The organism is Streptomyces sp. NBC_00086 (assembly GCF_026343255.1).
GTDB lineage: Bacteria > Actinomycetota > Actinomycetes > Streptomycetales > Streptomycetaceae > Streptomyces.
This window is the reverse complement of the sequence record NZ_JAPELZ010000001.1, coordinates 6,067,568-6,087,723: the sequence shown is the minus strand read 5'-3', so window position 1 is coordinate 6,087,723 and position 20,156 is coordinate 6,067,568. Positions and strand designations below refer to the sequence as shown.

Below are 20,156 nucleotides of genomic sequence, written 5' to 3'. Positions count from 1 at the left end.
CACCCCTACCGTCATTCACCTGTGGGCGGGGCTCCGTCAGGAGTCCGCGCCCGGCCTGTCGACGAGCTCGATCTGGTCCACCGCGTTGCACCAGCGACAGCGGACCGACTCGATGGTCTCATTGACCACCTCGCGCTCCTCGACCTTGGGCTCCCCGGCGAGGTCCAGGTGGACGTACTCCACTACCTTCGACGAACGGGTGACGTCGAAGCGCGTGAGGTTGCCGCACAGGGTGCAGCGCCACCGGGTGGTGTCGGTCGGCAGGGGAACCGTCATCAGGCCGCTCTCTCCTTCTATCGCTCACATGGAGCAAGCACCGCACCCTCCCGTGTCGTCACGGGTGGCGCGCGCGTGCGTGCGTAGCTCGTAACCCTACGGCCTGCCGCACCCGCTGGTGGGCCCGGCTGGGTCATGCTCGGTCGCATGATCGTAAGGTGGCAGGCCGTACGCGAGGCCGCCCGGGGCCCGGTGGTCACCCACGCGCTGATCGCCGGCTGCTGCGTGGTGTTCGTACTGAGCCCGGCGTCGGGGCTGAACCCGGTCTACGGGACGGGCGATCAGCTCCTGACCACGGGCACGGCGTACTTCCGGCGCTGGGGCGTGGTCCCGGACGAGCTCTTCACCGGCTCGGGCCGGGCGGCGCTCACCCCCCTCACGGCCCTGTTCGTCCACGGGAGCTGGCTGCACCTGCTGGGCAACATGCTCTTCCTCTACGTCTTCGGGGCGATGACGGAGCGGCGCATGGGCCGGGCCGGGTTCCTCTGCTTCTACGTCTGTACGGGCTACCTGGCCCTGGCGGCGTACGCGGCGGCCTACGCCTCCTCGGACCAGACCCTGGTCGGGGCCTCCGGGGCGATCTCCGCGGTCCTGGGGGCCTTCCTGTACCTGTTCCCCAAGGCACGGGTGACGAGCCTGTTCCCGTTCCTGTTCTTCCTGCCGCTGCGCTTCCCGGCGTGGATCGTGCTGATGTTCTGGTTCGGCCTGCAGTGGCTGGCCGCACACCGCGCGGCGAGCGGCCCCGGAGTGGCCTATCTGGCCCACGTGGTGGGCTTCTCGGTGGGCTTCCTCTACGCATGGGCCCGCTACCGGGGTGGGACTAGAGTGGGTCGACCAGTGACAGTAGGCGAGGGAGACAGCCAACCGTGATCACCGCACTCGTGCTCATCAAGACCAGCGTGGACCGGATCCCCGAGATCGCCGAGGCCATCGCCGCGCTGGACAGCGTCAGCGAGGTCTACTCGGTCACGGGTACGTACGACCTCATCGCGATGGTCCGGGTCCCCCGGCACGAGGACCTGGCCGACATCATCCCCGGCCGCATCAGCAAGATCCCGGGCGTCGAGGCGACGGACACGCACGTGGCGTTCCGCACGTACTCCCAGCACGACCTGGAAGCGGCCTTCGCGATCGGCCTCGACGCGTAGGGCCTGGCCGGCCGGGGAACACCGGCCGGGCAAATCCAGCCTCGCCGGCGTTCGAGGCGCGGGGTCCGGGGCGGAGCCCCAGGGGGTCCGGGCGCAGCCCGGGACCCCTCCAGCCCGTCCGGCGCTTGAGGACCGGGTCAGGGCAGGGCCCTGGGAACGGTGGAAGGGCGGGTAGGGGACAGCCCCCGCAGGGCAGCCGGCCCCCGCGGTCACGCCTGTCAGACGGCCGGGACGCAGCGGCCCTCTTCGGTGCGGTACTGCCACTTGGCGCCGTCCGCCACGAGCTCCTTGACGGCGCGGACGAAGCGGTCGACGTGCTCGTCGGGGGTGCCGGCGCCGAAGCTGACGCGGATCGCGTTCAGCGAGCGCTCCCCCGGGGCCGCCTCCGGGGCTCCGCACTCGCCCTGGGCCTGCGGCTCGCTGCCGAGCAGGGTGCGGACCAGCGGGTGGGCGCAGAACAGGCCGTCGCGGACGCCGATGCCGTACTCGGCGGAGAGCGCGGCCGCGAAGTGCGAGCTGTTCCAGCCGTCGACGACGAAGGAGATCACGCCCACGCGCGGGGCGTCGTCGCCGAAGAGGGACAGGACGCGGACCGCCGGGACCTCGGCGAGGCCGCCCCGGACCTTGGCGATGAGGTGCTGCTCGCGGGCGACGAGGTTCTCGAAGCCGGCCTCGTTCAGCGCCTTGCAGGCGGAGGCGATGGAGTAGACGCCGATGACGTTCGGGGAGCCGGCCTCGTGGCGGGCGGCGGTGGTGTGCCACTCGACGTCCACGCCGCCGTCCTCGCGGCGGGCCACCTTGCGGGAGGCTCCACCGCCGGCGAGGTACGGGTCCGCCTCCTGGAGCCAGTCCGCGCGGCCGGCGAGCACGCCCGAGCCGAAGGGCGCGTAGAGCTTGTGTCCCGAGAAGGCGACCCAGTCCACGTCGAGGTCCTGGACCGAGACGGGGTGGTGCGGGGCCAGCTGGGCGGCGTCCAGGACGATGCGGGCGCCGTGGGCGTGCGCGGCGGCGGCGAGTTCCCTGACGGGCCACAGCTCGCCGGTGACGTTGGAGGCTCCGGTGACGCATACCAGCGCCGGGCCGTAGGGGTCGCGGTCGGCCAGGGCGCGCTCCAGGGTGGCGACGGCCTCGTCCGGGGTGCGGGGGGCGTTGAGGTAGGTGACCCGGGCGTTCGTCCACGGGAGCAGCGAGGCGTGGTGCTCGGTCTCGAAGACGAAGACCTGGCAGTCGGCCGGGAGCACCGCGGCGAGCAGGTTGAGGGAGTCGGTGGTCGACCGGGTGAAGATCACCTGGTCGGAGGGGCGGCAGTCGAGGAACTCGGCGACCGTGACCCGGCTCTGCTCGAACAGGTCGGTGGAGAGCTGCGAGAGGTACCCGGCGCCGCGGTGGACGCTGCCGTAGTACGGGGCGTAGGCGGCCACGTCGTCCCAGACCCGCTGCAGGGCGGGGGCGCTGGCGGCGTAGTCGAGGGCGGCGTAGGTGACCTCGCCGCCGGTGACGAGCGGGACGGTGACGTCACGGCCCAGGACCGGCAGCGGCTCGGCACAGGCGGGCTCGACGGCGGCGGCGTTGGCGGTGGCGGCGGCGTTCAGGGTTGCGGACATGGCGGTATCTCCCGGCAGGCAGGTGTGAATGGCTTCGGTGTGCCCGTCCGCCGACACGGCTACGGCGCTGCGGCCGTTCGGGGTACGGGAGTGCCCCGGAAAGCGGATCGGCCGGCGTAGTGCGCAGGTGTGCTGCGGGTACGCGGAAGTGACCCTGTTCCGAGGGGTGAAGAAGGGGCGGAGTCGCCCTATCGCATTCGCTTGCTCACGGAAAACGCTCCTCAGAAGACCAGGACCCCTGGTGTTCGAGGGATCCGCGCTTGCCGTAGACCTCACTGCCTACGACCTGGTCATCACCCGGGGCACCCCGCCACGGAAGGAGGGTTGCCGGACAGCAAGCCGGGGCCTAAACGCTGTCACTCGTGACCTGAGGAGCATCCTGCCACATGATCTTCCGAACGCAAGACCCCGGTCCACATGGCGGACCGGGGTCGTTGTCGGATCATGGCCGGATCCCGTCGCAATGGCCATCCACCGCAAGGGCTACGCGTTGCTCGCAGCCGCCCAGCGGGCCAGCGCCGCCCGGGCCGCGCCCGAGTCCACGGACTCCGCCGCCCGTACGACACCGGCGGCGAGCTGCTCCTCCAGGGTGCCCGTACCCGGGTCCAGCGCGACCAGGGCCGCCGCCGAGTTGAGGAGCACCGCGTCGCGCACGGGGCCGGTCTCGCCGGCCAGCAGGCGCCGGGCCACGTCCGCGTTGAACGAGGCGTCCGCGCCGGCCAGGGCGGAGACCGGAACCAGCGGGATGCCGATGTCGCGCGGGTCGAAGCCCTGCTCCCGGACCTCGCCGTCGCGGACCCACCAGACCCGGGAGGTCGCCGTGGTGGTGAGCTCGTCGAGCCCGTCGTCGCCGCGGAAGACCAGCGCCGAGGAGCCCCGCTCCGCCAGGACGCCCGCGACGATCGGGGCCACCCGCGCGTCGGCCACACCGGTGGCCTGCGCGCGGACCCGCGCCGGGTTGGTGAGCGGGCCGAGGAAGTTGAAGGTGGTCCGGATGCCGAGCTCCCGGCGGGCCGCCGCCACGTGCCGCAGCGCGGGGTGGAACTTGACCGCGAAGCAGAAGGTGATCCCGGCTTCCTCGGCCACCTCCACGACCCGTGCGGGGGTGAGGTCGAGGTTGACGCCCAGCTTCTCCAGGACGTCCGAGGAGCCGCTCGCGGAGGACGAGGCCCGGTTGCCGTGCTTGACGACCTTGGCGCCCGTACCCGCCACCACGATCGCCGACATCGTGGAGATGTTGACCGTCTTGGCCCCGTCGCCGCCGGTCCCGACGATGTCCACCGTCCGGCCCGGCACCTCGATCAGGTTGGCGTGTTCGTACATGGCGCGGACCAGGCCGTTGATCTCGGAGACGGTCTCCCCCTTGGCCCGCAGCGCGACGGCGAAGCCGGCGATCTGGGCGTCGGTGGCCTCCCCGCGCATGATCCTGTCCATGGCCCAGGCCGTGTCGTCGGCGCCGAGGTCGCGGCCGGTCAGCAGGGCCTCCAGAACGCCCGGCCAGCCGCGGGCCGCCGCGCTGTCGCCGCCTGCCGGGGTCACCAGGTTCATGGTCCGCTCCTGCTGCTCGTCGAGGATTCCACGTCGAATGGGAAGGGCTTCAGCCTATCCAGCCCCGGGGACGGCAAAGAGCCCCGTCCAGACACTGGACGGGGCTCTCGCCGTGGCGACACCAGGACTGACCGAAATCAGTCCCTCAAGCAGTCATGCGTGGTGCGTACTGCGTGAAGCGTGTGAAGCATGTGAAGCCGTGATGCGGGAGATCAGTGGTGGCCGTGGCCGCTCTGGATCTCCTTGTACTCCTCGACCGTGGGCTTCGGGATCTGGTTGTTCTCCCCGTAGTAGCCCTTGCTGAGCTTGGCGCGGAGCTTCTCCAGCGGCTTCACCTTGCGCTCGACACCGTTCTCGTCGACCGTGGGGCCGATCTCGGCGGGCTCGTACTGGTCGTACGAGGTGAGCGTGTGCAGCTTGCCCTGCGAGAGCGGCTCGTGGACCTCGACGAACTCACCGTGCGGCAGGCGCTTGATGATGCCGGTCTCGCGACCGTGCAGCACCTTGTCCCGGTCCCGGCGCTGGAGGCCGAGGCAGATCCGCTTGGTGATGATGAACGCGATGACCGGACCGACGAAGAACCCGATGCGGGCGAACCAGGTGATCGAGTTGATCGACAGGTGGAAGTACTGCGCGAACATGTCGTTTCCACCGGCGATCAGCAGGATGACGTACCACGTCAGCCATGCCACGCCGAAGCCCGTACGGGTCGGGGCGTTGCGCGGGCGGTCCAGGATGTGGTGCTCGCGCTTGTCCCCGGTGACCCAGGACTCGATGAACGGGTAGACCGCGATCGTGGCCAGGACCAGCGGGAAGATCGTGAACGGGATGAACACGCCCAGGGCCAGGGTGTGGCCCCACAGGTTGATCTCCCAGCCCGGCATGGCACGGATCAGGCCCTCGGAGAAGCCCATGTACCAGTCGGGCTGCGCACCGGTGGACACGTGGTCCGGACGGTACGGGCCGAGCGCCCAGATCGGGTTGATCGAGGCGATGCCCGCGATCAGCGCGATGACGCCGAAGACCAGGAAGAAGAAGCCTCCCGCCTTGGCCATGTAGACCGGGAGCAGCGGCATGCCGACGACGTTCTTCTCGGTCTTGCCGGGGCCCGCGAACTGGGTGTGCTTGTGGTAGAAGACCAGGATCAGGTGGGCCACCAGCAGGCCCATCATGATGCCGGGCAGCAGCAGGATGTGCACCGAGTAGAGCCGGCCCACGAAGTCGCCGCCGGGGAACTCCCCGCCGAAGAAGAAGAACGACAGGTACGTGCCCACGATCGGCACGGACAGCATCGCGCCTTCCATGAAGCGGACACCGGTGCCCGAGAGCAGGTCGTCCGGCAGGGAGTAACCGGTGAAACCGGTGAACATGCCGAGGACCAGCAGCAGGAAGCCGAAGACCCAGTTGACCTCACGGGGCTTGCGGAACGCGCCGGTGAAGAACACGCGCATCATGTGCACGAGCATCGCCGCGATGAAGATCAGCGCCGACCAGTGGTGGATCTGCCGGATGAGCAGACCGCCGCGGACGTCGAAGCTGATTTCCAGGGTCGACTTGAAGGCCTCCGACATCGCGACACCCTGCATGGGGATGTACGAACCGTCGTAGTGCACTTCGTTCATGCTCGGGTGGAAGAACAGCGTCAGGTACACACCCGTGAGGATGAGGATGATGAAGCTGTAGAGGCAGATCTCGCCCAGCATGAAGGACCAGTGGTCCGGGAAGATCTTGCGCATGTTGGCCTTGGCGAGGCTGTAGATGCCCAGCCGGCCGTCGGCCCAGTCGGCTACGCGCTCGCCGGCCGGAGCCTTGCGCTCTTTGGTTTCGGTGGCAGTGCTCATCCGCGCTCCCAGAAAGAGGGACCGACGGGCTCTTCGAAGTCGCCGAGCGCCTCGAGGAAACCTTCGTCATTGACGCCGATCCGCAGCTGCGGGAGCGCGTGACCAGCCGGGCCGAAGATGACTCGGGCGCCGTCGGAGAGGTCGAAGGTGGACTGGTGGCACGGGCAGAGCACGTGGTGCGACTGCTGCTCGTACAGGCTGATCGGGCAGCCGACGTGGGTGCAGATCTTGGAGTAGGCCACGATCCCGTCGTGGGACCACTCCAGTTCCTTCTTGTCCTTGATGTTCTCCGGCTGGATGCGGACGATCATCAGGGCGGCCTTGGCGATCTGCGTCTGGAAGTCGTGCGCGTCCTCCTCCAGGCCTTCCGGCATGGCGAAGGTCAGCGAACCGACGACGATGTCCTCCGGACGGAGCGGCTCCATCGTGTTCTGGTTGATGAGCATCTTGCCCTTCGCCCAGATGGTCTTGCGCAGCTTGTCCTCGGGCAGCGGGCCCAGGTCGCGCAGGATCACGACGGCGGAGAGCGGCAGCAGGGCCAGCGCACCGAACATCGTGTTGCGGATCAGCGGGCGGCGGCCGATGGCCGACTCGCGCGCGCCGTCCGCGAAGTCCTGCATGACCTGCGCCTTGACCTCGGGCGGGGCCGCGATCTCGTGGCGCTCGGCGGCGACCTCCACGTCGGACATCAGGGTGCGGGCCCAGTGGACCGCGCCCGCGCCGATGCAGAAGAGGGCCGCGCCGAGGCTGACGCCCAGGGCGAAGTTGAGAGCGCTCACCTTCCCGATGGGGAAGATGTAGACGATCTTGTCGACCGGCAGGATCACGAACGAGGCGATGAAGGCGATCGTCGCCAGCATCGACAGGGTGAACAGGAAGGCCACCGTGCGCTCGGAGCGCTTCGCGGCCCGCTCGTCGATGTCCTGGATCCGCGGCCGGTGGACCGGCAGACCGGGGTCGGCGAACGGGTCGCCGTCCGGCACTGCCGCGGCACCGTGGTGCGCGTCGACCTGCTCGCTCGGCAGGTGCTTCTCTTCGGGAATGTCTTGGCTACTCATGACTTCTTGGCCTTAGCGGTGTGGGCCGCGACCCAGACGGCGACAGCGATCAGCGCACCCAGTCCGAAGATCCAGCCGAAGAGACCCTCGGAGACGGGGCCGAGGCCACCGAGCTTGAGGCCACCGGGGCTGGTCGACTTCTCGCCGTTGACGTGCTGGAGGTACGCGATGATGTCCTTCTTCTGCTTCTCCGGCATGGTGCTGTCGGGGAAGGAGGGCATGTTCTGCGGGCCGGTGAGCATGGCCTCGTAGACGTGCTTCGGCTCGACACCCTCAAGGTTGGGGGCGTACTTGCCGTTCGTCAGTGCGCCGCCCTCGCCGGTGAAGTTGTGGCACTGCGCGCAGTTGTTGCGGAACAGCTCGCCACCCTTCGCGATGTCGGCACCCGCCGGGTCGTACTGCTTCTCGGTCGGCACGATCGGGCCGGCTCCGAGGGACGCGATGTACGCGGCGAGCTGGTCGGTCTGCGCCTGGGTGTAGATGACGGGCTTCTTCGGCACCTGGGCGCCGGGCTGCTGGGCGGGCATACGGCCCGTCATCACCTGGAAGTCGACGGCAGCGGAGCCGACGCCCACCAGGCTGGGGCCGTCAGAGGAACCCTGCCCGCCGGTTCCGTGGCAGCTTGCGCAGCCGACGGCGTAGAGCTTCTGGCCCTCCTCGATGGCGAGGGACTGGACGGTTTCGTCGGCCTTCGCATTGCCCGCGGGCGCGAAGGCGGAGTACAGCCCCCCGGTAACCGCCAGCGCGAAGAGTAGAACGACGACCGCCGCCAGCGGATGGCGTCGTCGTGCGGAGAGCTTTTTCACGGATTACCCCGGTGTCAGGATCTTCTGCGTCGGTGTGTCTGGATGGAGTGCCGGGCTCGGCCCGGCGACGTGTTCGCTACTTGATCAGGTAGATCGTTGCGAAGAGGCCGATCCAGACGACATCGACGAAGTGCCAGTAGTAGGACACGACGATGGCCGACGTGGCCTGTTCGTGGGTGAACCTCTTGGCCGCGTACGTCCGGCCGAGGACCAGCAGGAAGGCGATGAGACCGCCCGTCACGTGCAGACCGTGGAAGCCGGTGGTCAGGTAGAAGACCGAGCCGTACGGACCGGACGAGAGGCTCATGCCCTCGTGCTTGACCAGCTCGGTGTACTCGAACACCTGGCCGCCAATGAAGATCGCACCCATGACGAACGTGATGATGAACCACGTCCTGAGCTTCTTCACGTCCCCGCGCTCGGCGGCGAATACGCCGAGCTGGCAGGTGAGCGAGGAAAGCACCAGGATCGTCGTGTTCGTCGCCGAGAAGGGCAGATTCAAGGCCGAAGCCTGTTCTGTCCAGTACTCGGCGCCTGTCACGGATCGCAGGGTGAAGTACATCGCGAAGAGGGCCGCGAAGAACATCAGCTCGGAACTCAACCAGATGATGGTTCCCACGCTGACGAGGTTCGGCCTGTTGACCGTCGGGTGCGCGTGCCCGGTATCTACTGTCGTTGCTGTCGCCACGACCGACATTATGTCGGTCCCTTATCCCGCCCTCACCCCGGGGGGTGCCGTTCGGAGTGTCAGGGGCGTGTGCAAGGCCCGAACGGCCCATCAGATCGCCCATCAGATCGCCCTTCGGACGCCCGCCGGCCGTCCCTCGGGCGAGGCTGTGCGAACCGATGTTGACACCGGGTCGGACGGAGTAGCATCCCGCGCAACATCAACGTGATTCACGGGACACGTGGAGGAACGAAATGCGGGCGACTGCGCGGGTTCTGGTCTACAGCGACGACGCGGGCACCCGGGAGCAGGTGCGGCTGGCGGCCGGGCGCAGGCCTGCCGCCGACCTGCCGCCGGTGGAGTTCCTGGAGTGCGCCACGCTGCCGGCCGTCCTGAAGGAACTGGACGCGGGCGGCATCGACGTGTGCGTCCTGGACGGCGAGGCGGTTCCGGCGGGGGGCATGGGCGTGTGCCGGCAGATCAAGGACGAGATCTTCCAGTGCCCGCCCGTACTGCTCCTGATGGGCCGTCCGCAGGACGCCTGGCTGGCCACCTGGAGCCGCGCGGACGCCGCCGTCACTCTTCCGGTTGATCCGGTGGACTTCGCGCAGGCCCTGGCGGGTCTGCTGCGCGCGCGGCTCTCCCCGGCGGCGTAACGGGGGCCGTGGGGCCTGCGGGGCCTGTGCGCCCCGCACAGCGCCTTACCGGCGCATACCGGGGCACGGGTGCCCGTACGGTCCGTACGGGCACCCGTGCCCCTTTCCCGGCCCCTCCCGGCGCTCTTGGCGCTCCTGGCCCGGTGGTTACACCTGCGGGCGCAGGCGCGCCTGGTCGACCGGGCTGCGGCCCTCCTGGGTGCCCTTGAGCAGGGCGCTGCCCTCGCGCCAGTCCTTCCAGTCCATGTTCCAGTCGCCGAAGCCGTTGCCGAAGGTGTCCATGTCGTCGCCGATGCTGTTGATGACCCGGACGATGTCGCCTTCGGTGATGTTCTCGTAGAACCAGGCGGCGTTGCCGGTGCTCATGCCGGTGCAGCCGTGGCTGACGTTCTCGTAGCCCTGGGAGCCGACGGACCACGGCGCGGCGTGGACGTATTCACCGCTCCAGGTGACACGGGTCGCGTAGTAGACGGGCAGGTTGTAGTACTCGCTGCCCCCGATGCCCACGGTGTCGCCGCGCATCTGGACGTAGTACTGCTTGCCGAGGACCACCTTGACGCCGTTTCGGGTGGAGAAGCCCGGCTTTCCGGTGGTCACCGGGATGGAATTGATCACTTCTCCGTTGCGCTTGAAGGTGAGCCAGTGCGAGGAGGCGTCCGTGGTGACCTCGACGCGGTCGCCGATCTCCAGCTTCAGCGGCTTGGAGGCGGCGCCGTGCAGGTCGTCGGAGATCTTGATGCCCTCCAGGTTGCTCCGTACGGAGACCGTGGTGTTGGCGGGCCAGTACTCCTTGGGCCGGTAGTGGAGCTTCTTGTCGTCCACCCAGTGCCAGGCGCCCACGGCCTCCGCCGGGGCGTCGACCACCAGGCCCCGCTCGATGACGGCGCGGGCGGCCTTGTCCTTGACGGGTTCGTTGAGTTCGGCCGTCAGGGGCTGTCCGACGCCGTACTTGCCCTCGTCCGGGCCGAATTCGACCTTGAGGACCTTCTGCGCCGGGGTGGTGTCGAAGGTGAGCGTGCGCTGCCCGGGGGCGCCCCGTTCGTCCTCGGTGCTCACGAGGACGGTGTAGCGGACGCCGGCGGCCATCGGGACGGTGCTGTGCCAGCGGTCTCCCGAGGCGGACAACTCGCCCGCCAGGCGGCGGCCGTGGGTGTCCACGGCGCTCACGTCGGTGATCCGGCCTTCGCCGCTCTTGGCGGTGACTTCCAGGGGCCGGTCCGGGTCGACCGGGCGACTGCCGGACGACTGGTTGAGGGCGACTTGGTCGCCCGCGTCGTAGGGGCGGGCGGACAGCGGGTTGTCGTCGCCCGACCCGCATGCGGTGGCGCCGGCCCCGAGGGACGCGACCAGCAGGGAGCAGCCGATAACCGTCCAAAGACGCGGTGACTGGTTCATGAAGCCAACGCTATGAAGATATGACAATTACGGCGCGCGGGGTGACTGCAAACGAGGGGCCCGGACTCCTCCATTGGAGGTGTCCGGGCCCCTGGTCTCACGCTGTGGCCGCCGAAAGGAGCGGCGGCACGGGTGCGGCTACTGGTTCTGGTTCTCGCCGCGGTAGTACTCGTACACCCAGCCCCACAGACCGATCAGGATCAGCGGCGCCGAGAAGTACATCAGCCACCAGCCGAAGACGACGCCCATGAAGGCGAAGGCGCCACCGATGGCCAGCGAGAGCGGCTGCCAGCTGTGCGGGGAGAAGAACCCCAGCTCGCCCGCCTCGTCGGCGACGTCGGCCTCCAGGTTGTCCTGGGCCATCTCGTCCACGCGCGCGGCCGTGAAGGCCAGGTAGTAGCCGATCATGGCGCTCAGGCCGAAGGCCAGTGCGAGCGCGGTGGTGCCGACCGGCTCCTTGGACCACACGCCGTACACGACGGTCATGATCAGGATGAAGGCGGCGAGCCACAGGAACATCCTGCCCTGGATCTTCACTTGCCGGCCTCCTTGCCACCCGCGACGGCCTTGGCGGCCACGGCGTGGTCCTCAAGGTGGTCGAGGGCCGCGATCTCGGGGTGGTGCAGATCGAATGCCGGGGATTCGGACCGGATCCTCGGCAGGGTGAGGAAGTTGTGCCGCGGGGGCGGGCAAGACGTCGCCCATTCGAGCGAACGGCCGTAGCCCCACGGGTCGTCGACCTCGACCTTCTTGCCGTACTTCGCCGTCTTCCAGACGTTGTACATGAAGGGGAGCATCGACAGGCCCAGCAGGAACGAGCTGATCGTCGAGATCGTGTTCAGCAGCGTGAAGCCGTCCGCCGCGAGGTAGTCCGCGTAACGACGCGGCATGCCCTCGGCGCCCAGCCAGTGCTGCACCAGGAAGGTGCCGTGGAAGCCGATGAACAGCGTCCAGAAGGTGATCTTGCCGAGGCGCTCGTCCAGCATCTTGCCCGTGAACTTCGGCCACCAGAAGTGGAAGCCGGCGAACATCGCGAACACCACGGTGCCGAAGACGACGTAGTGGAAGTGCGCGACGACGAAGTACGAGTCGGAGACGTGGAAGTCCATCGGGGGCGAGGCCAGGATGACGCCGGTCAGGCCACCGAAGGTGAAGGTGACCAGGAAGCCGATCGTCCAGAGCATCGGGGTCTCGAAGGACAGCGAGCCCTTCCACATGGTGCCGATCCAGTTGAAGAACTTCACACCGGTCGGAACCGCGATGAGGAACGTCATGAAGGAGAAGAACGGCAGCAGCACACCGCCGGTGACGTACATGTGGTGCGCCCACACCGTCACCGAAAGGCCGGCGATCGAGATCGTCGCGGCGATCAGGCCGATGTAACCGAACATCGGCTTGCGCGAGAAGACCGGAATGACCTCGGAAACGATTCCGAAGAACGGTAGCGCGATGATGTACACCTCTGGGTGTCCGAAGAACCAGAAGAGGTGTTGCCATAGGAGCGCGCCGCCATTGGCCGCGTCGAAGATGTGCGATCCGAACTTCCGGTCGGCCTCCAGCGCGAAGAGCGCGGCGGCCAGCACCGGGAAGGCGAGCAAGACCAGAACACCGGTCAGCAGCACGTTCCAGGTGAAGATCGGCATGCGGAACATCGTCATGCCGGGGGCGCGCATGCAGATGATCGTGGTGATGAAGTTGACCGAACCGAGGATCGTGCCGAAGCCGGAGAAGGCCAGACCCATGATCCACATGTCGGCGCCGATGCCCGGCGAGCGGACGGCGTCCGACAGCGGGGAGTAGGCGAACCAGCCGAAGTCGGCGGCACCCGAGGGGGTGATGAAGCCGGCCACCGCGATGGTCGAACCGAAGAGGTACAGCCAGTACGCGAACATGTTCAGCCGCGGGAACGCCACGTCGGGCGCGCCGATCTGCAGCGGCATGATCCAGTTCGCGAAGCCCGCGAACAGCGGGGTGGCGAACATCAGCAGCATGATCGTGCCATGCATGGTGAACGCCTGGTTGAACTGCTCGTTCGACATGATCTGCGTACCCGGACGGGCCAGCTCGGCGCGCATGAAGAGCGCCAGGAGACCGCCGATGAGGAAGAACACGAACGACGTGAGCAGGTACATCGTGCCGATGGTCTTGTGGTCGGTAGTGGTCAACCACTTCACGACGACATTGCCCGGCTGCTTGCTCCGTACCGGCAACTCGTTCTCGTACGAGTCGGCCTCGGCACCCTGAGGCTGGTTGAGGATGCTCACAGTTTGTTCACCTCAGCATTGCGGGCCGGGTCGGTCTGCTGGATGCCGGCCGGGAGGAAGCCGGTCTGACCCTTCTCCGCGAGCTCCTTCAGGTGCGCCTTGTACGCCTCCGGGGAGACGACCTTGACGTTGAAGAGCATTCGGGAGTGGTCGACACCGCAGAGCTCGGCGCACTTGCCCATGAAGACGCCCTCTTCGGTCGGGGTGACCTCGAAGACGTTGGTGTGCCCCGGAATGACGTCCTGCTTGAACAGGAAGGGGACCACCCAGAAGGAGTGGATGACGTCGTTCGACGACAGGATGAAGCGGACCTTCTCACCCTTCGGCAGCCAGAGCGTCGGGCCCGGGTTGCCGGTCTCCGCGTTCCGGTCGCTCGGGACGCCCTTGGTGTAGACGCCTTCGGCGCCCGCCGGGAAGTCCTTGGTGTAGCGGTCCGGGATGGCGGCGAGTTCCTTGGGAACCTCGCCCGCCTTCGGAGTCGCCGCATCGCCGTCGACGTCCTCGACGTAGTTGAAGCCCCAGCTCCACTGGTAGCCGATCACGTTGATCGTGTGCGCCGGCTTGGCGGAGAGGGAGAGCAGCTTCGACTCGTCACGCGCGGTGAAGTAGAAGAGCACCGAGACGATGATGAGAGGGACCACGGTGTACAGCGCCTCGATGGGCATGTTGTACCGGGTCTGCGGGGGAACCTCGACCTTGGTCCGGCTGCGCCGGTGGAAGATGACGCTCCACATGATCAGGCCCCACACGAGGATGCCGGTGATCAGAGCGGCCGCCCAGGACCCCTGCCACAGGGAGAGGATGCGAGGCGCCTCTTCAGTGACCGGGGTGGGCAATCCGAGGCGGGGGAAGTCTTTCCATGTATACGAGCAACCAGTGGCGGTCGCCAGGACCACGCCCGCAGTCAGCGCCTGCAGCAGCTTCCGCCGCATCGGGCGCCGCGGCGAGCGGTCGGAGCCGTAGGGACTCACGTAGCGCCTTCCCGAGAGTCTCGGCCCGCGCGGCCGGCCGCGGCCGCATTCGGGTCGGTCGCCGGCCCTGACGCAGGCAGGGGTTTGGATGTTTATGCGGACCAAACCCTACTGGACGCTATTTGGGGTCGCGCGGGGAGGGTGCCCAACGCGCCGTTACTGACCCCGAAGGGATGGATCCGCCGTACGGGGGACGGCCCAACGGGCCCCGAATGGCGGGGTCCCGAAGGCATCTGACGGCCCCTGACCTCGGTCGGGCGCGGCGCCGGCGTGGCGGCCCGTTAGCGTGGCCGGATGCCGTACTTCGACACCGCGTCCGCCGCCCCGCTGCACCCCGTGGCCCGGCAGGCTCTCCAGGCCTCCCTTGACGAAGGCTGGGCCGACCCGGCCCGGCTGTACCGCGAAGGGCGCCGGGCCCGGCTGCTGCTGGACGCGGCGCGGGAGGCCGCGGCGGAGGCGGTGGGCTGCCGTCCCGACGAGCTCGTGTTCACTCCTTCGGGGACGCACTCGGTTCACTCGGGCATGGCCGGGGTCCTGGCGGGGCGTCGGCGCGTCGGCGGGCATCTGGTCGTATCAGCGGTGGAACACAGCTCCGTACTGCACGCGGCGGAGGTCCACGCAGCGGGCGGCGGGCGGGTCGAGGAGGTCCCGGTGGACCGGTTCGGCCGGGTCGCGGCCTCTTCCTACGGGGAACTCGTGGGCCCCTCCACCGCGCTGGCCTGCCTCCAGTCGGCCAACCACGAGGTCGGCACCGTCCAGCCCGTGGCCGAGGTCGCCGAGGTGTGCGCCGCCGCCGGGGTCCCGTTGCTGGTGGACGCCGCGCAGTCGCTGGGCTGGGGGCCGGTCCCCGGGAACTGGTCCGTGCTGTGCGCGAGCGCCCACAAATGGGGCGGCCCGGCCGGGGTCGGCCTGCTGGTGGTCCGCAAGGGAGTGCGCTTCGCCCCCCAAGGCCCGTCCGACGAAAGGGAGTCGGGGCGCTCCCCCGGCTTCGTCAACCTCCCCGCGGCCGTCGCGGCGGCGGCCTCCCTGCGGGCGGTGCGCGCGGAGGCGGACGCGGAGGCGGCCCGCCTGCGGATCCTGGTGGACCGGCTGCGGCGGCGGGTCGCCCGCCTGGTGCCGGACGTGGAGGTGGTCGGCCATCCCGACCTCCGGCTCCCGCACCTGGTCACCTTCTCCTGCCTGTACGTCGACGGGGAGACCCTGCTCCACGGGCTGGACCGGGCCGGGTACTCCGTCTCCTCCGGCTCCTCGTGCACCAGCTCGACGCTGACGCCGTCCCATGTCCTGCGGGCGATGGGGGTGCTGTCGGAGGGGAACGTACGGGTGTCCCTGCCGGCCGGTACGACCGCGGCGGAGGTCAACGGCTTCCTGGAGGTCCTGCCGGGGCTGGTGGCGGGGGTCCGCGAGCAACTCGGCGTGGTGGAACCGGTGATGGCCGCCGATCCGGATGCGCAATCCCTGGAGCTGGACACCCTCGGCCTGCGGTGTCCGCAGCCGGTGATCGAGCTGGCGCGCGCCATCGGGCGGGTTCCGGTGGGTGGCACGGTGACCGTCCTGTCGGACGACGAGGTCGCGCGACTGGACATTCCGGCGTGGTGCGCGATGCGGGGGCAGATCTACGTGGGCGAAGCCCCGCGTCCCCTCGGTACGGCGTACACGGTCCGCCGGGCGGTCTGACCCGGGTCGCGTCGGGGGCTGCCCTGCGGGGCGGAACGCCGGCGGGGCTGGATATGTCCAGCCCCGCCGGCGTTTGAGGCGCGGGGTCCGGGGCGGAGCCCCGGGGAACGGTGGAAGGGTGGGTAGGGGACTTCGCCCCGCAGGGCCGGACCACCCGCACCCGTCCACCGGGCCGCGAGGGGCTACGCCGGGAGGTGGGACTGGACTTCCGTCGCCGCCTCGTCGCCGTAGGCCTTCGTGAAGCGCTCCATGAAGTGGGCCCGGCCCAGGGTGTACTCCTGGGTGCCGAGGGTCTCGATGACGAGCGTGGCCAGCATGCAGCCGACCTGCGCGGCCCGCTCCAGGCCGACGCCCCAGCCGAGCCCCGTAAGGAAGCCCGCGCGGAACGCGTCGCCGACACCCGTCGGGTCGACCTTCGCGGTCTCCTCCGGGCAGCCGACCACGATCGGGTCGTGGCCGACCCGGTCGATGCGGACGCCGTTCGAGCCGAGCGTGGTGACCCGGGTGCCGACCTTCGCCAGGATCTCCGCGTCGGTCCAGCCGGACTTCGCCTCGATGAGGCCCTTCTCGTACTCGTTCGAGAAGAGGTACGTCGCGCCCTCCATCAGGGTGCGGATGTTGTCGCCGTCCATCCGGGCGATCTGCTGCGAGAAGTCCGCGGCGAAGGGGATCGCCCGCGTGCGGCACTCCTCCGTGTGGCGCAGCATCGCCTCGGGGTCGTCCGCGCCGATCAGGACGAGGTCCAGGCCGCCGACCCGGTCCGCGACCGACTTCAGCTCGATCAGGCGGGCCTCGCTCATCGCGCCCGTGTAGAAGGAGCCGATCTGGTTGTGGTCGGCGTCCGTCGTGCAGACGAAGCGCGCGGTGTGCAGGACCTCGGAGATCCGCACGGACTGGGTGTCGACGCCGTGCCGGTCGAGCCAGGCGCGGTACTCGTCGAAGTCGGAGCCGGCCGCGCCGACGAGGATCGGCCGGGCACCGAGCTGCCCCATGCCGAAGCAGATGTTCGGGCCGACGCCGCCGCGCCGTACGTCGAGGTTGTCGACGAGGAAGGAGAGGGAGACCGTGTGCAGCTGGTCCGCGACCAACTGGTCGGCGAAGCGGCCGGGGAAGGTCATGAGGTGGTCAGTGGCGATGGAGCCGGTGACTGCGATACGCACGGCGTGGACGCTCCTGCGAGGGAAGGCAAGGGGACATTCAAAACTACCCGGTCGGCGGGCCGAGGCCGACCGGCAGAAACTACCCCGTAGTAGCTCTTTCTTCACCCGAGGTGACGTGCCTACCGTGCCCCATGACCTACACCGATGGCTTCGGGCCCGTCCGGCCCGCCGGGATCACGGCGGGCACCGAGTTCGAGCAGCTGCTGGGCGACTGCGCCCGGATGGCCCCGCACTGGCCGGTTCCCGCGGATCCGCGGCCGGATAGGGTCGCGCCCTCCCAGATCAGCGGGATCCGCGTCCCGGCGGACTCGGCCCGCCTCATCGCCTCCACGGCGGTCTACGGCTACTAGGTGTATTGATCACGAGCGTTGTTGACACTGCCGAGGTCTTGAACATGGCGAAGACCTCCGGTGTGGTGGGAGCTGTCTAGGAACCCATTGCACGACGGAGGTCTTCGTGTCCCACCGTAATGCCCGGCTGACCGTCTTCGGTAGGCGCCTGCTGGTCGAACGAGTCCGCTCGGGCCGCCCCGTCGCGCACGTCGCGGCCGAGATGGGTATCTCGCGGGCCACCGCCCACAAGTGGGTCCGCCGATGGCGGACCGAGGGCGAAGCGGGCCTGCACGACCGATCCAGCCGGCCGCGCACAACACCGCACCGCACGACCGCAGCGGTCGAAGCCCGGGTCTGTGACCTGCGCAGAACCCGAAAGCTCGGCCCTGCCCGGATCGGCCCGATCCTGGGGCTGCCCGCCTCGACCGTGCACCGGATCCTGACCCGCCACGGTTTGGGCCGCCTGGCCTGGCTGGACCGGCCCACCGGGCAGCCGATCCGCCGCTACGAACGCGAGCACCCGGGCGAACTCATCCACGTCGACATCAAGAAACTCGGGAACATCCCGGACGGTGGCGGCTGGCGCACGGTCGGCCGGACGGCAGGCGACCGAAACCGCCAGAGCAGCACCACCGAGCGCAGAAGCTCCACGCCAGTGATCGGCTACTCCTACGTCCATTCCGCGGTCGACGACCACTCCCGTCTGGCCTACAGCGAAGTCCTCACCGACGAACGCAAGGAAACCGCCGCCGGGTTCTGGCAACGGGCGAACGTCTTCTTCACCCGCCACGGCATCACCGTCGAACGCGTCCTGACCGACAACGGCTCCTGCTACAAGTCGAAGCTGTTCACCCAGGCCCTGGCCGCGGCCGGCATCGCCCACAAGAAGACCAGGCCCTACCGGCCACAAACCAACGGGAAAGTCGAACGCTTCAACCGCACCCTCCTGGACGAATGGGCCTACCTACGGCCCTACACCTCCAACCAGGAACGGACAGCGGCCCTGGCAGACTTCCTCCACACCTACAACCACCACCGCAGCCACACCGCACTGGGCGGACACCCACCCATCACCCGAGTCAACAACCCTGCGGGTCAATACAACTAGGCCGTCCGGCCCTGACCGGCCCCGGCGGAACCGGATCCGCGTCTGTTCCGTCACACCCGCATCACCCCATGCGGGACGGGCAAAGGAGCGATGCGGTGACCAGCGAACAACCCGATGGACTGGAAGCACCCGGTGCACCCAAGACGCCCGAGGTGCTTGAGGCACCCGGTGCGTCACGTGCCACACGACGGCGGCAGGTCTGGGTCGTCGGTTCGATCGCGGCCGCCGTCCTGCTCACCGGCGGCGGCACCGCCATCTGGGCGTCGACCGCCCACGGGGAGGGGCGTACGGATGTCAGCGCGGCCTCCGCGCCCCGCTCGGCGCCCACTCCACCCGGGCCCGGCATCGCCCCAGGCGAGCCCGACCCCGCCGGCGGCGGGGTCACGTACACCGCCGATGTCCCCCTCCCGGACGGCCCGGCCACGGCGCCGGCCTTCGCCGCGAGCGGTGAGGTGACCTCCGCCGAGGTGGCGCGGCTCGCGACGGCGCTGGGGATCTCCGGTGCGCCCCGGCTCGTCGGGGAGACCTGGCAGGCCGGGGAGACCGCGGACGGCTCCGGGCCCCGGCTCACGGTGAACCTGAAGGCTCCGGGGACCTGGAACTTCTCCCGCTTCCAGGTCGGCGGCACCGGGGACGACTGCGTGCGCGGCAAGGACACCTGCGGACCGGCCACCCTCCCCCAGGACCTGGGCCAGGAGCACGGCGGCACCGCCGGGACGCCCGTCTCCGAGGAGGCCGCCAAGGCCGCCGCCGCGCCCGTGCTGGCGGCCGTGGGCCAGGGCGCGGCCGCGCTCGACGCCCGGGTCGCCCAGGGCTCCGTACGCCTGGTGACGGCCGACCCGGTGATCGGGGGCCTGCGCACGCAGGGGTGGTCCACCCGGATCGGTGTCGGGGTGGACTCCCGGGTGGTGTCGGGCAGTGGCGAGCTGAAGGTTCCGGAGCGGGCCGGCGAGCAGCCGGTGATCGGCGCCGTGGACGCGCTGGCCCGGCTCAACGACAAGTCCCGGGGCTCCGGCGCCACGGACCCCGGCCCGAGCGGCTGCGCCACGAGCGTCCCGCTGACCCCGGACACCCCGGACGGCGCCACGGACACGCTGCCCTGCAACCCGGAGCCCCGGCCGATGAAGCCGACGCGGACGGAGTCGGTGCGCGGCGCCGAGCTCGGGCTGGTCCCGGGCACGGTCCAAGCGGGCCGCGGCCTGGTGCCGGCCTGGCTGTTCGCGGTGGAGGGCAAGAGCGGCGGTCCGGGCCACACGGTGGCCCAGCCTGCGTCCCTGACCCAGGAGGCTCCCCCGCTCGACCCGCCCGCCCCGGTCGACCCGCCCGCGAAGGGGCAGACCGTGCCCGGTTTCTCGTACTCCGCGGCGGACCGGACGCTGACCGTGAACTTCTGGGGCGGGGTGTGCAGCGCGTACGCCCTGGAGGTCCGCGAGCAGCCCGGGTCGGTGATGGTGAGGATCACGGACACCCCGAACAAGCCGGGGCAGTCCTGCATCATGCTGGCGCAGGAGATGACGGTGACGGGCACGCTCCAGCAGCCGCTGGGCGACCGCAAGGTGGTCGACGCGACCACGGGCAAGGCCGTCCCCCGCCAGTAGCCGCCGGGACGCGCGCGAGGGGCCCGTCCGCGGATGTCCGCGGGCGG

At 69.5% G+C, this 20,156-nt stretch carries 19 protein-coding genes and 1 riboswitch; of the genes, 7 read left to right on the top strand and 12 right to left on the bottom strand.

What is annotated here, in order from left to right:
• Positions 1-36 precede the first annotated feature (36 nt).
• The gene (locus OG276_RS27595) at positions 37-276 is read right to left on the bottom strand and encodes a hypothetical protein (RefSeq protein WP_008738811.1); all 240 of its coding nucleotides are present in this window, start codon (positions 274-276) and stop codon (positions 37-39) included.
• Positions 277-411: 135 nt separating this feature from the next.
• Here OG276_RS27595 and OG276_RS27590 point away from each other — a divergent pair, with 135 nt between their 5' ends.
• Positions 412-1,146, top strand: a complete 735-nt coding sequence (locus OG276_RS27590) for a rhomboid family intramembrane serine protease (RefSeq protein ID WP_266909391.1) — start codon at positions 412-414, stop codon at positions 1,144-1,146.
• Entirely contained in the window at positions 1,143-1,424 is a 282-nt protein-coding gene (locus OG276_RS27585) for an Lrp/AsnC family transcriptional regulator (protein WP_266909390.1), read from the top strand. Before OG276_RS27590 ends, OG276_RS27585 begins: the two co-directional genes overlap by 4 nt.
• 218 nt (positions 1,425-1,642) lie before the next feature.
• Here the strand turns inward: OG276_RS27585 and OG276_RS27580 are convergent, their stop codons facing one another.
• The 6 genes from OG276_RS27580 to OG276_RS27555 form a co-directional block, all read right to left on the bottom strand.
• Positions 1,643-3,028 (bottom strand): aminotransferase class V-fold PLP-dependent enzyme, encoded by a 1,386-nt coding sequence (locus OG276_RS27580; RefSeq protein ID WP_266909389.1) that lies wholly within the window; start codon positions 3,026-3,028, stop codon positions 1,643-1,645.
• A 251-nt stretch (positions 3,029-3,279) separates the two neighbouring features.
• A riboswitch (SAM riboswitch) is annotated at positions 3,280-3,396 on the bottom strand.
• A gap of 115 nt (positions 3,397-3,511) precedes the next feature.
• Positions 3,512-4,576 carry an anthranilate phosphoribosyltransferase gene (gene trpD / locus OG276_RS27575; protein WP_266909388.1) on the bottom strand — a complete coding sequence of 355 codons (1,065 nt, stop codon included), beginning with the start codon at positions 4,574-4,576 and terminating at the stop codon, positions 3,512-3,514.
• 212 nt (positions 4,577-4,788) lie between these two features.
• Entirely contained in the window at positions 4,789-6,417 is a 1,629-nt protein-coding gene (locus OG276_RS27570) for a cytochrome bc complex cytochrome b subunit (protein ID WP_266909387.1), read from the bottom strand.
• Positions 6,414-7,475 (bottom strand): Rieske 2Fe-2S domain-containing protein, encoded by a 1,062-nt coding sequence (locus tag OG276_RS27565; RefSeq protein ID WP_266909386.1) that lies wholly within the window; start codon positions 7,473-7,475, stop codon positions 6,414-6,416. The genes OG276_RS27570 and OG276_RS27565 overlap by 4 nt, the downstream gene beginning before the upstream one ends.
• Complete coding sequence (locus OG276_RS27560; RefSeq protein ID WP_243330033.1) at positions 7,472-8,281, bottom strand: c-type cytochrome; 810 nt, start codon at positions 8,279-8,281, stop codon at positions 7,472-7,474. Before OG276_RS27560 ends, OG276_RS27565 begins: the two co-directional genes overlap by 4 nt.
• A 76-nt stretch (positions 8,282-8,357) precedes the next feature.
• Positions 8,358-8,978, bottom strand: coding sequence for a heme-copper oxidase subunit III (locus OG276_RS27555; protein WP_008738823.1), 621 nt, complete (start codon positions 8,976-8,978; stop codon positions 8,358-8,360).
• Between the two features lie 224 nt (positions 8,979-9,202).
• On the opposite strand from OG276_RS27555, the gene OG276_RS27550 reads away from it, so the two are divergent.
• A complete protein-coding gene (locus tag OG276_RS27550) occupies positions 9,203-9,604 on the top strand; it encodes a hypothetical protein (protein WP_250742508.1) in 402 nt (133 codons plus the stop codon).
• Positions 9,605-9,751: 147 nt separating this feature from the next.
• Here the strand turns inward: OG276_RS27550 and OG276_RS27545 are convergent, their stop codons facing one another.
• The 4 genes from OG276_RS27545 to coxB all read right to left on the bottom strand — a co-directional run bounded on the left by OG276_RS27545 (position 9,752) and on the right by coxB (position 14,234).
• Positions 9,752-10,999 (bottom strand): Ig-like domain-containing protein, encoded by a 1,248-nt coding sequence (locus tag OG276_RS27545; RefSeq protein WP_266909385.1) that lies wholly within the window; start codon positions 10,997-10,999, stop codon positions 9,752-9,754.
• 138 nt (positions 11,000-11,137) lie between these two features.
• Positions 11,138-11,536 carry a cytochrome c oxidase subunit 4 gene (locus OG276_RS27540; protein WP_266909384.1) on the bottom strand — a complete coding sequence of 133 codons (399 nt, stop codon included), beginning with the start codon at positions 11,534-11,536 and terminating at the stop codon, positions 11,138-11,140.
• Positions 11,533-13,263 (bottom strand): cytochrome c oxidase subunit I, encoded by a 1,731-nt coding sequence (gene ctaD, locus OG276_RS27535; protein ID WP_266909383.1) that lies wholly within the window; start codon positions 13,261-13,263, stop codon positions 11,533-11,535. Before ctaD ends, OG276_RS27540 begins: the two co-directional genes overlap by 4 nt.
• Positions 13,260-14,234 (bottom strand): cytochrome c oxidase subunit II, encoded by a 975-nt coding sequence (gene coxB / locus OG276_RS27530; RefSeq protein ID WP_266909382.1) that lies wholly within the window; start codon positions 14,232-14,234, stop codon positions 13,260-13,262. Before coxB ends, ctaD begins: the two co-directional genes overlap by 4 nt.
• 294 nt (positions 14,235-14,528) lie before the next feature.
• On the opposite strand from coxB, the gene OG276_RS27525 reads away from it, so the two are divergent.
• Positions 14,529-15,911, top strand: coding sequence for a cysteine desulfurase/sulfurtransferase TusA family protein (locus tag OG276_RS27525; protein ID WP_266909381.1), 1,383 nt, complete (start codon positions 14,529-14,531; stop codon positions 15,909-15,911).
• 182 nt (positions 15,912-16,093) lie between these two features.
• Here OG276_RS27525 and OG276_RS27520 read toward each other — a convergent pair whose 3' ends face one another.
• Complete coding sequence (locus OG276_RS27520; RefSeq protein WP_266909380.1) at positions 16,094-17,071, bottom strand: carbohydrate kinase family protein; 978 nt, start codon at positions 17,069-17,071, stop codon at positions 16,094-16,096.
• 131 nt (positions 17,072-17,202) lie between these two features.
• Here OG276_RS27520 and OG276_RS27515 point away from each other — a divergent pair, with 131 nt between their 5' ends.
• From OG276_RS27515 to OG276_RS27505, 3 genes are all read left to right on the top strand, one after another.
• Complete coding sequence (locus tag OG276_RS27515; protein WP_266909379.1) at positions 17,203-17,421, top strand: hypothetical protein; 219 nt, start codon at positions 17,203-17,205, stop codon at positions 17,419-17,421.
• A 106-nt stretch (positions 17,422-17,527) separates the two neighbouring features.
• Positions 17,528-18,511, top strand: coding sequence for an IS481 family transposase (locus tag OG276_RS27510; protein WP_266909378.1), 984 nt, complete (start codon positions 17,528-17,530; stop codon positions 18,509-18,511).
• Positions 18,512-18,606: 95 nt separating this feature from the next.
• On the top strand, positions 18,607-20,109 hold the full coding sequence (locus tag OG276_RS27505; protein ID WP_266909377.1) for a hypothetical protein: 1,503 nt from the start codon (positions 18,607-18,609) through the stop codon (positions 20,107-20,109).
• Positions 20,110-20,156: the final 47 nt, after the last annotated feature.

Coding starts and splice junctions, on each gene's coding strand:
- OG276_RS27595 (WP_008738811.1), bottom strand. CDS start 276: ATGACGGTTCCCCTGCCGACCGACACCACCCGGTGGCGCTGCACCCTG.
- OG276_RS27590 (WP_266909391.1), top strand. CDS start 412: ATGCTCGGTCGCATGATCGTAAGGTGGCAGGCCGTACGCGAGGCCGCC.
- OG276_RS27580 (WP_266909389.1), bottom strand. CDS start 3,028: ATGTCCGCAACCCTGAACGCCGCCGCCACCGCCAACGCCGCCGCCGTC.
- trpD (WP_266909388.1), bottom strand. CDS start 4,576: ATGAACCTGGTGACCCCGGCAGGCGGCGACAGCGCGGCGGCCCGCGGC.
- OG276_RS27570 (WP_266909387.1), bottom strand. CDS start 6,417: ATGAGCACTGCCACCGAAACCAAAGAGCGCAAGGCTCCGGCCGGCGAG.
- OG276_RS27565 (WP_266909386.1), bottom strand. CDS start 7,475: ATGAGTAGCCAAGACATTCCCGAAGAGAAGCACCTGCCGAGCGAGCAG.
- OG276_RS27555 (WP_008738823.1), bottom strand. CDS start 8,978: ATGTCGGTCGTGGCGACAGCAACGACAGTAGATACCGGGCACGCGCAC.
- OG276_RS27550 (WP_250742508.1), top strand. CDS start 9,203: ATGCGGGCGACTGCGCGGGTTCTGGTCTACAGCGACGACGCGGGCACC.
- OG276_RS27545 (WP_266909385.1), bottom strand. CDS start 10,999: ATGAACCAGTCACCGCGTCTTTGGACGGTTATCGGCTGCTCCCTGCTG.
- OG276_RS27525 (WP_266909381.1), top strand. CDS start 14,529: ATGCCGTACTTCGACACCGCGTCCGCCGCCCCGCTGCACCCCGTGGCC.
- OG276_RS27515 (WP_266909379.1), top strand. CDS start 17,203: ATGACCTACACCGATGGCTTCGGGCCCGTCCGGCCCGCCGGGATCACG.